The following is a 15,950-nucleotide window of genomic DNA, read 5'->3' on the forward strand; positions in this document are numbered from 1 at the left end:
ATGAGTAATAGACGTTATCCCCTGACATCATCCCAGCAACCCGTCTGGATGGAACAAGTATTCAAAAGTGAGTCCCCGCTGTATAACGTTGGGGGTCGGTTTGTGTTAACGGGGGCACTGGACCCTGTACGCTTTAAACATGCACTGGATCACGTCGTGGCACACACCGACGCCTATCGGATCAATTTGGTAATGGAAGACACACAGCCGTGGCAAACTATCAATGATGACCTGGAACTGGACTGGAAGTGTATTGACCTGAGTGGCTACCCGGATGCGCATCAGCGTGCGGCCGACTACTGTCAAAATCAGATGTCTACGCCCTTTGATATCTATGGTCCCTGCTTATGGCGTGTTCACTGGTTAAAAATCTCCGAGCAGGAAAGTGCCATGTGCATGGTGTTCCATCATTTGATAGTAGATGGCATTGCGGGCAGCTTATTCCTTGAATACCTTAGCGAAACCTATCTGGCAATGGATGGGCAAGGTCGCTTTTTTAAAGAGGTCCCTGAGCGTCCGTCATATAGCGAGTTTATTGAAAAAGATCTGGCCTACCGGCAGAGCAGTCGGTTCGAAAAAGATCAGGCTTTTTGGCTGGAGAAGTTCACAACCTTACCGGATCCTCTGCTGCTGAAGAAAACCAATCAGTTTGATGATCAGCCTTTCGCCCGCCGTGAATACGAATTTACGCAGCAACAGTACAATCAGATAGGGGCTGTTGTCGCACGATATGGCTGTTCGGCCACACACTTTTTCACGACTCTGATCGCTGTCTATTTTTCACAAATGAACGACAAGCGTGATCTGGTTCACATCGGTATGCCGGTGCACAACCGCAGCTCAGCCAAGCTGCGTCAGACTATCGGCATGATGGCCTCAGTGATCCCCGTTGGTGTGGCATTTTCTCGTACCGATAGCTTTGCTGATACCTTTAAGTCCGTGGCGGCTGAGCTGAAACGCAGTTACAAATATCAGAAGTACCCGCTGCACGAAATCATTCGCGATCTCAGACCGCTTAATGATGGCGAAGGTCAGCTGTTCGATATTCAGTTATCTGTAGAAGAACACCCTTCGGATACCCAGTTTGGTGAAGTGTCTAGCCGTAAGGTGATACTGAACAGCGGATTCGGCTCATACCCTTTGTCTATTTATGTGCGCAGCCATGATAATATTAATAACGTTCATGTCGAATTTAATTTTGACCGCAACTTCTTTAATGACGATGAAATAGATAGCCATGTCAGCCGCCTGACGACTATGATTGCAGACGTGGTATCGAATCCAACCATGCTTATCGGCGATTATACGCTGGCGAGTGAGCAGGAAATCGAGCAGCAGCTGTTTGATTGGAACGCCAATCAGAGTGACTATGCTACCCAGCTAACTATTCAGCAAGTATTCGAGCAACAAGTTGTGGCGGCTCCTGAGCAGCCGGCCCTGGTGTTTGGAGAAACTTCACTGAGCTATCAGACGCTGAATGAACGGGCTAATCAGCTGGCTCATTATCTGGTGCAACAAGGAGTGATGCCGGGCAGCTATGTGGGTGTCTGCATTAATCGCTCACTTGAAATGATGATAGCCATCCTTGCCACGTTGAAAGCGGGCGGGGTGTATGTGCCACTGGACCCCAATTATCCCACAGACCGTCTCGCCTATATGATGGAAGACTCTGCAGTGAGCGTGATCCTTACCAATACCCGTTGTAGCGAATCGGTGGCATTTGCTGCTGATAAAGTGATCTTGCTGGATAATCTGGCTGTTGAACCAAAGGCCTGCGAATGGGCACAGTTTAGCGAGAGCAACCTCAGTACAGAGATACAGCAACACAGTGACGAACTGGCCTACCTGATTTATACCTCGGGTTCGACGGGCAAACCGAAAGGCGTGATGTGTACTCATCAGGGTATCGTCAATCTGGCGCAAAATCAGCAAGACAGATTCGCTATCACAGCACAAAGCCGGGTCTTACATTACGCCTCAATCAGTTTTGATGCGGGTACCTGGGACTGGGTGATGGCACTGCTAAACGGTGCGACTTTGGTGATCAGCAGCGATGAAGCGCGTCTGGAGCCGGCAAAGGTGACCGATTTATTTGTCCAGCAGCAGATCACCCATGTGACTTTACCACCGGCATTTCTGGCGACCATGGAATGTCGTGACGACTATGTGCTGCAATGTCTGATTGTGGCGGGTGAAGCGTGTGAGCAGGAGCTGATGGATTTATGGTCTGCACGTTATGGTTTCTATAATGCGTATGGTCCGTCAGAGGCATCGGTCTGTGCCACGGTGTGCCAGCTGTTGCCGGGCAATGCGATCCGCATCGGTAAGGCGCTCGACAATGTGTCTTTGTTTGTCCTGGATGAATATCAAAAAATGTTGCCGATTGGCTCTATTGGTGAGTTGTACATCGGTGGTGCCGGGCTGGCACAGGGCTATCTGAACCGTCCTGAGTTGAGCCGGGATAAGTTTGTCGCCAACCCTTATTACCAACAAAACCCACAGACGGGAGCGCGTTTGTATCGCAGTGGCGATCTGGTGCGTTACTTACCAAATGGAGAGCTGGAGTTTGTTGGTCGCGCCGATGATCAGGTAAAGGTGCGAGGTTTCCGTGTCGAGCTGGGTGAGATTGAGCATGGCCTGAATAAATTGCCGGAGGTACATTCTTGTGTGGTTCTGGCGAAGCGTCAGGGCGGCACCAATCAGCTGCTGGCCTGTGTGATCCCGGAGCAGCCAGTGACAGATTCGGATGAGGCTGAGTTTGTTTTTGCCCTGCAACGAGCGCTTGAGCAGGAGTTGCCTGCACACATGGTGCCAGGGCATTTCACGTTACTGACCCAGTGGCCACTGACTCCGAACGGAAAAATTGATAAGAAAGCCCTGCTGGCCAGCACAACCATTGCTTTGCAGGGAGAATATCTCGCACCGCAAACCGACACGGAAGTTGCGCTGGCTGCTTTGTGGTCTGAGTTACTCAAAGTGGAAGAGGTGAGCGCGACTGCCAACTTCTTCCAGCTTGGGGGTCATTCACTGTTGCTGATGCAGCTGGCCAGTCAGCTTCAGGGCCTGGGCTGGCAGGCACGGGTACACGATTTGTTTGCCACTGTGTCGCTTCGGGAGATGGCGGAGCTGCTCGATAAGCAAGGCAAACAGTCACAAACCTTTAGTGTGCCTGTCAATGGTATCCCGGCAGGCTGTGCACGGGTGACACCTGAGATGCTCAATCTGGTCGAGTTGAGTCAGCAGGAAATTGACGAAATTGCGGCAAAGCTCCCGGGCGAGCATAACAATATTGCTGACATTTATCCTTTAGCGCCCCTGCAGGAAGGGGTGTTATTTGTGCATACCCTGAATACCAATGCAGACCCTTATGTTACGACTGCGGCGTTTGAGTTTCAGGGGGCCGCGCAGTTAGCGAATTTCCAGCAGGCATTGCAACATATGGTTGCGACTCACGATGTGCTGCGCACGGCGGTGATGTGGCGCGAGCGCGAAACGGCGCTGCAGGTGGTGCTGCGTGAGGCACAGTTAAGTGTGTCACATTTGGTGTTTGATACTGAGCAACCAGTTAAAGCGGCTTTTGAAGCCTACGTGACGGAGCATCCGCACACCTTGGATCTGGAAGCGGCGCCTTTGATCAAGCTGGCAATCACGGAGGCCGACGAGCAGGGCAAGCACTATGCATTGCTGATCTTCCACCATTTGACGACCGACCACGTATCGCTGGATATTTTAGTCTCCCAGTTACGGCAATTATGTGATGAGCCTGATAGTGCACTGCCTGCGCCTTTGCCTTATCGCGCCTTTATTGCCCACACCCTGGAGCACAACCGCAATCTGGACGTTGCCGGATTTTTCTCGGCGCAACTGGGTGATATTGAAACCCCCACGTTACCCTTTGATTTGAGTGAAGTGACGGGTAGTGGTGAGACTATCGTTGATCATCATGACACATTACCGGCTGAACTGAGTGAGGCCATTCGTGCCCTGGCGCGGCGTGAAAGGCTGAGCCCGGCAGCGCTGTTCCATCTGGCCTGGGCACAGGTGATAGCGGCCTGTTGTGGCGCGCAAGATGTGGTGTTTGGCAGTGTTATGTCAGGTCGAATGAATGGCATGGCGGGCATTGAGAGCATGATGGGGATGATGATCAACACCCTGCCATTGCGTGTTTCTCTGGATGATGCTCCGGTGCTGACGCAACTTAAGCGGGTTGATAAAAGCCTCAAAGCATTGTTGCCCTATGAGCAGGTATCGCTGGCCGAAGCACAAAAATACAGTGGTCTTGCCAGCGGCGCAACGCTGTTCAGCGCCATGCTGAACTACCGTCACTCTGCCACGCAGGATGATGTTACTGCGGTACTGCAGGACAATGCTGCGTGGACTTTGCTAAGTGCCAAAGAGCGCACTAACTATCCGTTCGGCTTGTCAGTAAACGACCTGGGACAAGGTTTCTCGCTTGAATATCAAATCGATCAGCAGGTCGATGTACAGCAGGTTGCAGCTTATCTGACTAACGCGCTGACGCAGCTGGTGACTGCATTAGCAGAAACACCGGATCAGCCAGTCTCTTACAGTGTGCTGCCTGAGCAAGCGCAACAACATCAGCTGGAGCAATGGCAGGCGAATGCGCCCTGGTATCGCAGCAACATGCAGATCCAACAGTTGTTTGAAGCACAAGCCGCAGCAACGCCGGACGCCATTGCGTTGCAACTCAACGAGCAGGCACTTAGCTATGGCGAGCTGAATGCACAGGCAAACCAGCTGGCACATTACTTACGAGAGCAATATAGTGTGACTGATGGCACTTTAGTGGGCTTGTGTATTGGTCGCTCAGTTCACATGGTTGTTGCGACTTTGGCTATTCTCAAAGCAGGTGGTGCTTACCTGCCTCTGGAGCCAAATTACCCGCAAAACCGTCTCGAATATATGCTGGCAGACAGTGGCGCTCAGATAGTAATGACTGAATCGGCACTCTGTGAGCGACTTGCTTTCAGCAATGCCCATTTGTTGGCCGTAGATAATGACAGTGCCCGGTTTGCGAACTATGGGACGGACAATCCTGTGGCTGCGGGTACTCAGTCACCTGAGTCGCTTGCTTATATTATTTATACCTCAGGCTCAACGGGTAACCCTAAAGGGGTTATGACGCCACACCGTGCGGTGGTGCGCTTGGTGGATAATCCTGACTTTATCCAGCTTGGTGATGAGACTGCTTTCTTACAGTGTGCCAACATCGCATTTGATGCAGCGACCATAGAAATATGGGGACCACTGCTCAATGGCGGTCGTTGTGTACTGTTCCCCGACGAGTTTTTAACTGTGTCTCGTTTGGACGAAGTGATCGGCGAGCAACAGATCACGGATATGTTCCTGACTACCGGGCTGTTTGATGAATGGAGTCGCTCGCAGGTTGAGCAACCATCGTTAAGATGCGTGATCTCTGGTGGTGAGGCGGCCCGACTGAATGGTCTTAAACGCGCCATGGCGACCAACCCTCATTGTACTTTTGTTAATGGCTATGGACCGACTGAAAACACCACGTTCACAGCCTGCCACTCGTTTACCAGAGAAGATCTGGCGAGTGGAGTATTACCGATAGGAACCGGCATCTGTGGCGATCAGTGCTTTATTCTCTCGCAGCAACAGCAGCTTTTGCCCGTTGGTGCCGTAGGTGAATTGTATGTCGGTGGTGCCGGGTTGGCATTGGGTTATCTGAATCGTCCAGATTTGACGACTGAGAAATTCATTCCTAACCCATTTTCCACTGAACCAGACCAGTCTTCGATGTTGTATCGAACTGGCGATTTGGTGCGATATGACGAACAAGGCCGGATTGTGTATGTCGGACGAGTGGATGACCAGATAAAGATCCGTGGTTTCCGGGTAGAGCTTGGTGAAATCGAGCACAAACTTAATGCGCTGGAACAGGTTGAGCAGGCGCTGGTCGTTGCCCGCAAAGACCTCAGTAATAATGCCATGATAGTGGCGTATGTTGAGTCTGCGGTTCAGGTGCCTGAAGGTCAGACGCTGAGCTACTGGTTAAGTGAAGCGCTGGGTGACAGTTTACCGCCGTACATGGTCCCCGGCGCATTTGTGGCAATGACGCAGTGGCCTTTGAATGCGAATGGTAAAATTGATAAGCGTGCGCTGCCTGAGCCTGATTTGGCCGCTGGACAGGGTCAGTACGAGGCGCCAAAGGGCGATATTGAATGCCTGCTGAGTGAGATTTGGTCACAGCTACTCGGTGTCGAAATGAGCAAAGTGAGCCGTACCGCGAATTTCTTTGAGCTGGGCGGCCACTCCTTGTTGGTGATGAAGATCCATGCCCGCCTTAAACAAGCCGGCTATACGGCAGAAGCGGCGGCTATCTTTAAAGCCCAGACGCTGGCCGAGATGGCCTCAACGGTGAGCAAGCTTGACGCACAGCACAGCTGGCAAGTGCCCGCAAATGGTATACCGGCTGAAACGACATCCATTACTCCAGAGATGTTACCTCTGATCAGCCTGAGCCAAAGCGATATCGATACCTTGTCTGAGCAGGTGCCGGGTGGCATGGCAAACATTCAGGATATGTATCCGCTGGCACCGTTACAGGAAGGCATTTTATTTGCGCACTCCTTGCAGCAGGAGTTTGACCCGTACGTGATTTCTGCGGCACTGACCTTTGCAGATGAGGTTAAGTTTGGGACTTTCGTTGCGGCCCTGGAGCAGGTCGTTGCCCGTCATGATATTTTGCGCAGCGTGATCCTCTGGCGCGGCCGTGAACAGGCGGTGCAGGTGGTTCAGCGCGAGGTGGGTAGCCTGGTTGAGTGGCTGGACTTTGGTGCTGAACAAGATGTGCTGGCTGCATTTAATGAGTTTGTTGAGCATGGTAATCACAAAATCGATGTAGAGCAGGCACCGCTGGTGCGCATGCAGGTTGTTCGGGATGAGACGAGTGGCAAAGTGCATGCTTTGTTTAAGCATCATCACCTGATCACTGACCATGTGTCGGTTGAATTGATCCTCGAAGAGCTGGCTATGTGTGTGGCGGGCGAGCAGGCTAGTTTGCCGCCTCAGGTACCGTATCGTGAGTTCGTTGCCAAATCACAACACATTGCCAACACCCTTGACAGCGCAGCATTTTTCTCGGCGCGTCTGGGAGATGTTGATACGCCAACTCTACCTTTTGGCCTGGCAGATACGCTGGGTGATGGGTCGAACTCGCAGGAGCTCAGCTATGCGCTGGCACCAGAGCAGGGTGAACGTATTCGTCAGCTGTCGCGGCAGTTACAAATGGGTCCGGCGGTGTTGTTCCATGCTGCCTGGGCGCAGGTATTGAGTCACTGTTGTAATATGCAGGATGTGGTATTTGGCACTGTATTGTCCGGGCGTATGAGCGGTGAAGCAGGTGTAGAACGCATGCTGGGTATGCTCATCAACACCTTGCCGGTGCGTGTCCAGCTGGCCAATCTAGATGCCAGGGCCTTGCTGACCCAGGTACATGATCAGCTGCAGGGTTTGATCCCTTACGAGCAGGTGGCTCTGGCCGAAGCGCAGCGTCATTCGCAGGTTGATGCCAGCTCGCCTTTGTTCAGCACCACGCTGAATTTCCGCCACTCTGAAAACCTTGATGAGCAGCAAAGCAGCCTTTATGACATTGCTGCGGTACGTGAACGCAGCAACTATCCGCTGGATCTGTCGGTCAATGACTTTGGTGACGAGTTCACCCTCGACTTCCAGGCTGATGCGCGCGTCCCCCTGGCGCTGGTGGCTGACTTGATGAATACTGCCATCGATAACTTATTGCACCACGCAATGCGCGATTCCGAGGAATCACCGGCGCAGTGGACTACCTACTCTGCCGAGCAGCGCCAGGCGTTACTGAGTGTACAACAGGGGTCGATTGTGGCCTTACCACAAGCTTCGGTACATCAGCTGTTTGAGCAACAGGCTGCTAAAACCATGGGTCGTGTTGCCGTCAGTTATGACGATGAATTCCTGACCTATCACCTGCTCAACGAACGCGCTAATCAGCTGGCACATTACTTACGCGCCGAGCATCAGGTGGGCCCGAATACCCTGGTGGGTCTGTGTGTGGGCCGCTCGCTGGAAATGATGGTGGCGGTGCTTGCTATCCTTAAAGCAGGCGGGGCCTATGTGCCGCTGGACCCGGATTATCCGCAGGAGCGTTTAGCGTATATGGTCGAAGACACCGGCTTGTCTGTGGTGCTGACTCAGCAAAAAGTCGCCGGGATCCTGAATGACTTTAACGTCACGGCTGTGCCGCTGGATAACGCCAGCCAGTTTGCAAACTATCCAGTCAGTAACCCGGATGTGGCGCTGACCCCGGATAATCTGGCCTATGTGATGTACACCTCGGGCTCAACCGGTAACCCTAAGGGCGTGATGATAAGCCATCATAACCTGATCAACTTTGCCGCTAACTGTGAGCAGCGTTACGAAATCACCGAAGCCGACAACGTGTTGCAGTTCTCAACTATGAACTTCGATATTTTCGTCGAGGAATGGCTGGCGACTTTGACGCAGGGCGCTACCCTGGTGCTGCGCGATGAAGAGGTGTCGCTGAGCCGCGAGGCCTTTATCGCCTTCTGCGACAGCCATGCCATCAGTGTGGCCAGCCTGCCAACGGCGTTCTGGCATATGCTGGCGCTGAGCGAAGCAGAGCTTGAATCTCTGGCATTGCGACTGGTGATTGTCGGCGGTGAAGCACTGGACAAACACTCGGTGGCTTCCCTTAAACCGGGCTTTGTGCTGCTCAATACCTATGGTCCGACTGAGACCACAGTCACCGCATCTGGCTATGCCATCAGCGGCGGTTACGATGACCCGCGTGCGGTGCCTATTGGCCGCGCCAACGTCAATACTGCGACTCTGGTGCTCAGCGAGCAGCTGACGTTATGTCCGCCGGGCGTGGTGGGCGAGCTGTATGTCAGTGGTCAGTGTCTGGCCAGTGGTTATCTGCATCAAAGCGAACTCACCGCCGAGCGCTTTATTGATAACCCGTATTTTGATCCGGCCAACCCGGCGCTGAGCGCTCGGTTGTATAAAACAGGTGATTTAGTGCGGAACGGCGCAGACGGTGAAATCGAGTTTGTCGGACGCAGCGATGATCAGGTCAAGATCCGTGGTTTCCGGGTCGAACTGGGTGAGATAGAAACCCAGCTGATGAGTCATGAACGGGTTGAATCAGCGGTGGTACTGGCCGAGGCCGCTACTCTTGATGGTACGAACAGGGGTGGTAAGGTGCTGCGTGCTTTCATTCAAAGTGAGCAGGACAGCAGCCTGATTGACGCACTGCAACAGCACCTGAGCGGCAACTTGCCGGATTACATGGTGCCGTCGGCTTACAGCTTTGTGGACCAGTGGCCACTGACAGCCAATGGCAAGCTGGACAAGCGAGCACTGCTGGCTCTGCCGGCTAAAACGGTGGAGCAGCCTTATCAGGCACCACAAACCGACGCTGAAAAAATGGTGGTCGACATCGTCGCGTCGTTGTTGTCGCTGGACGTCGATACGGTGGGTGTCCATGCTAATTTCTTTGCGCTGGGGGGCCACTCATTGTTGATTATGCAGCTGGTCAGTCAGCTGCGCGCACGTCAGTATCAGGCTGACGTGCAGGCCTTGTTCAGGGCACACACGCTACAGGACATGGCACGCCAGGTTCGGGCACTTGGGAGTGAGGAATCAAGTCGTGTGCCCGCCAATTTAATTCCGGCGGACTGTAGCAAAATCACCCCGCAGATGGTGACACTCACTGAGCTGGATGAGCAACAGCTTACTGATATTGCACAGACTATCCCCGGTGGCATGGCCAACATTCAGGACATCTACCCGCTGGCACCGCTGCAAGAAGGTGTGTTGTTTGTGCACACCATGAGTGAAGGGCAGGACCCGTATGTTACCAGCACCACGTTTGAGTTCGACAGCCGCGAGTCCCTTGAGCGCTTTAAGTGGGCATTGAATACGCTGATTGCCCGCCACGATGTGCTGCGCACCGCCATCTTATGGCGCAACCGCACCACGGCACTTCAGGTGGTACAGCGTGAGGTAGAGCTGCCCGTAACTGAGCTGGACTTTAGCGGGGAAGGCGATGTCCGGGCCGCGTTCAGTGCGCATGTGGCTGAGCAGCCGCTGTGGATTGAGCTGGAAAATGCGCCGCTGCTGCAACTGAGCGTGTGTGAAGACGCCGCGCAGGGCAAGCATTATGCGCTGTTATGTGAGCACCACCTGATCTCAGATCACGTGTCGCTGGAAATTCTGGTGCACGAGCTGACGGCACTGCTGCGGGGCAATGAAGCGAGCCTGGCAGAGCCGGTGCCCTATCGGGAGTTTGTCGGTCGCACACTGGCACGCACCGCGAGTCTGGATACTGAGGCCTTTTTCACTCAGATGCTTGGGGATGTCAGCGAACCCACCCTGCCTTATGGTCTGACAGACGTATTAAACGACGGCTCGGGTATTGAGACGGTGCATGTCACGCTGGATGACGCACAGGCGCAGCGCATTCGCCGTCTGACTCGTCAGTACCACAGCAGTCCGGCGGCGCTGTTCCATCTGGTCTGGGCCAAAGTGCTGGGGGTGTGTAGCGGTCAGTCGGAGGTGGTGTTCGGTACTGTCTTATCCGGTCGTATGAGCGATGATGGCCTGAGCAGCCAGCTGATGGGGATGATGATCAACACCCTGCCATTGCGGGTGTCGCTGAGTGAGCAGGATGCGATGAGCCTGCTGGCACACATTAATGATGACCTGCGTGCATTGATGCCGTACGAGCAGGTGTCGCTGGCCGAGGCGCAGCGTTGCAGCGGCGTGAGTGGTCAGCTGCCCCTGTTCAGCGCGATGCTGAACTATCGTCACTCGGCGGTAGCGGAGTCACAGCTGGAGCAGGATGCCGGGTTCAAAGTGCTGGCTACCGAGGAGCGAACCAACTATCCGTTTAACCTGTCAGTGGATGATTTCGGCGATGGCTTTGGGTTTGAGCTTCAGGTAGATAAACGCGCCCCGGCGGCGCGCATTGCACAGTACCTGCAAGTGACCCTGACTCAGGTGCTGGATTTACTGGACAGCCAGAGCAGCACTGCGGTACAGAGTTTGTGTGTGCTGGATGAGACGGAGCGCACACAACAACTGCATAACTGGAACGACACCGCGCTGGATTATCCGCGAGAGCTGTGTATTCACGAATTATTTGAGCAGCAGGCAGCTGCCACGCCGGAGCAGGTTGCGCTGCGCTTTGGTGAGCAGACTCTGAGTTATGGCGAGCTGAACGCCAGAGCGAACCAGTTGGCCCATTATCTGCGCGCCGAGCACAATATCGGACCGGATTCGTTAGTGGGCTTATGTGTTGAGCGCTCGCTGGACATGGTGATCGGGATTTGGGGTATCCTCAAAGCCGGTGGTGCCTATGTCCCGCTGGATCCCAACTACCCGCAATCGCGCCTGGCTTACCTGGTTGAGGATGCACGTTTAGATGTGGTGTTAAGTCAACAGAATGTTGCAGAAGGGATAACACTGGGGTATGCTAACGTCGTTTTACTGGACACACCAGAGTCACATAATCACGACATATTTTCAGCTTATCCTGCGCACAATTTAACGCGGGCAGAAACCGGCGTGTCGGCCCAGAGTCTGGCTTACCTGATTTACACCTCAGGGTCGACCGGCAAGCCGAAGGGCGTGATGATTGAACATGGCAATACCGTGGCAATGTTGCAGTGGGCGAAACAAGCCTATAGCGACGCTGAACTGAGCAAAGTGCTGGCCTCGACGTCACTGAACTTTGACTTGTCGATTTACGAGTTGTTCTTGCCGCTGTGTTTTGGCCATCAGAGTGTGATTGTACAAAATGCCATGGCGCTCGCAGAGCAGCAGTTAGATATCAGCATGATCAATACCGTGCCATCGGCGATGAAGGCATTGCTGGAAGTGGGCGCGGTACCTGACGGGGTGAAAGTCATTAACCTCGCAGGTGAGCCGCTGACTGCACAGCAGGTGAATCAGATTTTAGAGGCCTGTCCGGGTGTGGCGGTATGTAACTTATATGGTCCGTCGGAAGACACCACTTATTCAACTGCGGCACGTTTTACTACCGCATTGAATCAGGTGCCGGATATTGGCCGGGTCATCGCCAACAGCCAGGCATATGTACTGGGGAGTGCTCAGGAGTTGTTACCGACCGGCAGTGTGGGTGAGCTTTATCTGGGTGGTGCAGGTGTTGCACGGGGTTATTTAAATCGCCCTGAGCTGACGGCCGAACGTTTTATTGATAACCCTTACTATGAAGCTGATGGGGTCAATAACAGCAAGCGTTTGTATCGCACCGGCGATTTAGTGCGTTATCGCGAAGATGGTCATTTTGAATTTATTGGACGAATAGATGACCAGGTTAAGATCCGGGGCTTCAGGATTGAGCTGGGTGAAATTGAGCATCGCCTCAATACCCACCCGGATGTTGCGACATCTCTAGTGATGGCACGCGAACACAGCGATGGGGGGCACTATCTGGTGGCCTACCTACAGCCTTGTCTCACATGTGAGACAAGAGAGGAAATCGATAATGTGACACGGCAACAAGCCTGGTTAAGCGACGTGAAAAGCGCGCTGGAAGGCGATTTGCCGGCGCACATGATCCCTGGCCAGTTCGTGTTGATAGACGAGTGGCCGCTGACGCCAAACGGAAAAATAGATAAAAAAGCCCTGCCAGCACCGCAAGGTATGTTGGCAGGTCAGGAATACATTGCACCGCAAAGTGAGACAGAACATGCCCTGGTGGCAATTTGGGCGGAACTACTCGACCTCAACAGCGAGCAGATCAGTACCAGTGCCAACTTCTTCGAGTTGGGCGGTCATTCGCTTTATCTGATCAAACTGGCGGGCGCAATTAAAACCCAGTTCGAAATCGAGCTGACATTACGGGAAATTTACGACGCTGCAGAATTAGCGGTCCTTTCGAAGGTAATTGAGAGCAAGCAGGCACAAAAATATCTCGAAGACAAAAAAGCCAATGAATCGGTAATGATGAGTGGAACACTATAATGATTGCACAATTAGTTAAATCGGCAGCAGATCAAGGGGTTTATCTGTATGCCAAAGAGGGCGCGCTACATTTTGACCTGACGGTGAGCGAGTTTCCGGCCACACTGAAGCAGGACATCATCGCAAATAAGGCAGAGATCATTGCATTTCTGTCACATGCAGAAGGGACGTCTGGTAATGCGCAGGGGCCGCGACCCGGACAGTATCCGGATGGCTGTGTGCTCTCTTATACTCAGCAGCGTTTCTGGTTGCTGGAGCAAATGCAATCCGGGCAGAGTCAGTACAACATGCCGGTTGCGCTGAATGTAGAAGGCGCACTGGAACTGACTTTGGTTGAAAAGGTGCTGAGCACCATAGTGTCGCGTCATCAGATTTTGCGTACTGTCTATCGCGAACAGAACGATGAAGTACGCCAGCATGTTTTGCCTGAGTACGACTTTTCACTGGGTTTTGTCGACCTTAGTGACAGTGAGGGTGAACAGCAGCAGGCGCAATTGTCTCAGTGCCTGCTTGAAGAAGCACAACGCCCATTTGATCTGACTCAGCAGCTGTCCATCCGAGGACAGTACCTGAAGCTGCAAGGAACCGGTCATGATCAGCGCGGCGTACTATTGCTGACGCTGCATCACATTGCTTCTGATGGATGGTCAATGGACGTGCTGGTCAATGAGTTTGTGACCTTGTACCGGGCTTTTGCTGCCGATCAGGTCAACCCGTTGCCTGAGCTGGAGCTACAGTACGCTGACTTTGCTGTCTGGCAGAAAGACAGAATGCAGGGCGGCGAGTTTGAGAAACAGCTGACATTCTGGCAGCAGACACTGGAGGATGCACCGCTGACACACAGCCTGCCAACCCAACATCATCGCCCGGAAGTAAAACAGACCCAGGGGGCACATGTCACGGCAACGTTGCCTGCGTACGTGGCCCGGCAATTAGGCGAGGTGGCCAGACAGGCCCAGCTAAGCCCGTTTATGTTGATGCACGCTGTCCTGGGTGTGGTACTTAGCCGTCATAGTAACCAGTCAGATATTGTCATTGGCACGCCGGTGGCAAACCGTGCCGATGAGGGGCTCAGCCCGCTCATTGGATGTTTCGTCAATACGCTGGCTTTGCGCCTGAATACCCGCCATGGCACATGGGAGGGCTATCTTAATCATGTTCGTCAGGTGCATATGAACGCGCAGGTGAATCAGGATGTGCCTTTTGAGCAGTTAATTGATGCACTGAACTTGCCACGCACTTCATCATACACACCATTGGTGCAGATCATGCTGACCACCAATGATAAGTTTACTGACGGCAACGATGAGTCGGCCCTGATGGCACTACCTGACCTGAGCCTGTCGCCGCTGGAAGGCAGCCATCCGGCGATTAAATTTGATCTGGAAATTGCGCTGAATATCAGTGACAACCAGATTGAGACTATCTGGAACTATGATGTGGCTCTGTTCGATGCTGAGTTTGTTGAGCAGCTCAGTGAGCACTTTAATAACGCTTTGATCGCGCTGGCGGATATGTCGCCGCAGGCGCGTCGTACTTTACCATTAAATCGACTGTCTATTCTGGGTGACAAGCTGGAATCCTATTTGATCAACGGCCTGAATAACAATACGGCTGATTATCCGGTCGATAAATGCATTCATCAGGTGTTTGAAGAACAGGCGCTGCAAACTCCAGATCAGCTTGCCATTAAATTCGGTAACAAACAGCTGACTTATCGCGAACTGAATGAGCGTGCCAACCAGCTGGCACATTTCCTGATCCGTGAATATCAGGTAACGCCGGATACCTTTATTGGCTTATGTGTTGAGCGCTCGCTGGAAATGATCATCGGTACACTGGCCATTCTTAAAGCCGGTGCAGCCTATGTGCCGTTGGATCCGGCTTACCCGCGTCAGCGCGTAACCTACATGATGGAAAACTCCGGCGTTAAAATTATCCTCTCTACACATTTTATTATTGAGCAGCTGGACTTAACCGATTACCACAGTATCTGCATTGATGGCCTGGGTAATGAGCAAGTGGTGCAGACATTTGTCGATTATGCTACCCACAATCCAGGTGAGCTGGTAGCAGGCCTGACATCTTCGAACCTGGCCTATGCTATTTACACCTCGGGATCAACCGGCAAGCCAAAGGGCGTGCTGCTTGAACACAAAGGGATAGTGAATATCGCGTTTAACCACCGCCATTACCTGAAAGTGGACGGACAAAGCAAAGTACTGCACTTTGCATCTATGAGTTTTGATGCTGGCACCTGGGAGTACGTAATGGCACTGCTGAGCGGCGCTACGTTGGTGATAGCCGACAGTGTTCAGCGTCTGTCTCCGGAGAGCATAGGTCAGCTGTTGCACAGCGAAGCCATTACCCATGTGTTATTGCCACCGGCTTTTCTGGCCATGATGGAGTTTCGTAACGATTTGGCGCTTAAAGCGCTGGCAGTAGGAGGAGAGGCCTGCGATCAGGAAGTGGTTGAACAGTGGGGCGGCGCGTATCGGATGGTCAACGCCTACGGCCCGACTGAGATCTCTATCTGTGCTACCTGGGCAGAGTTACGCCCCGGACAGAAAGTCACCATAGGTAAACCGTTGAAAAACACCAGTGCCTTTGTGCTGGATAGTAACCTTGCCCTGTTATCACCGGGCGTAGTAGGTGAGCTCTACATCAGTGGTGTGGGGCTGGCACGTGGTTATCACCAGTTAGCGGAGCAAACCGCAGAGCGATTTGTCTCTAACCCTTATTTCGATGGGCACAATAAATGTGTAACCGAAACCTTGTATAAAACAGGTGACCTGGTTCGCTATCTGCCGGATGGCGAGCTGGAATATCTGGGTCGGATCGACCAACAAGTGAAGATCCGCGGCTTCAGGATTGAGATCAGTGAAATTGAAGGCTTGCTGAGTGAGTGTCTTGATGTC

2 protein-coding genes (1 of these 2 running past the window's edge) are annotated in these 15,950 nt (G+C 53.0%); both read left to right on the top strand.

The annotated features are described in order from the left end of the window. A complete protein-coding gene (locus AT705_RS23465; RefSeq protein ID WP_167552020.1) occupies positions 1 to 13,032 on the top strand; it encodes a non-ribosomal peptide synthetase in 13,032 nt (4,343 codons plus the stop codon). Beyond that, a protein-coding gene (locus AT705_RS23470) for a non-ribosomal peptide synthetase (RefSeq protein WP_058798737.1) crosses the window boundary here: on the top strand, positions 13,032 to 15,950 show its 5' portion. Its footprint extends 606 nt past the window's final position; the window shows 2,919 of its 3,525 coding nt (coding positions 1-2,919); the start codon lies at positions 13,032 to 13,034; its stop codon lies off the right edge, out of view. Before AT705_RS23465 ends, AT705_RS23470 begins: the two co-directional genes overlap by 1 nt.

This window comes from Pseudoalteromonas rubra (assembly GCF_001482385.1).
GTDB classification, from domain to species: Bacteria; Pseudomonadota; Gammaproteobacteria; order Enterobacterales; family Alteromonadaceae; genus Pseudoalteromonas; species Pseudoalteromonas ardens.

Bases quoted from the DNA above. Each gene is read 5' to 3' on its own strand.
- AT705_RS23465 (WP_167552020.1), top strand. From the start codon at position 1: ATGAGTAATAGACGTTATCCCCTGACATCATCCCAGCAACCCGTCTGG.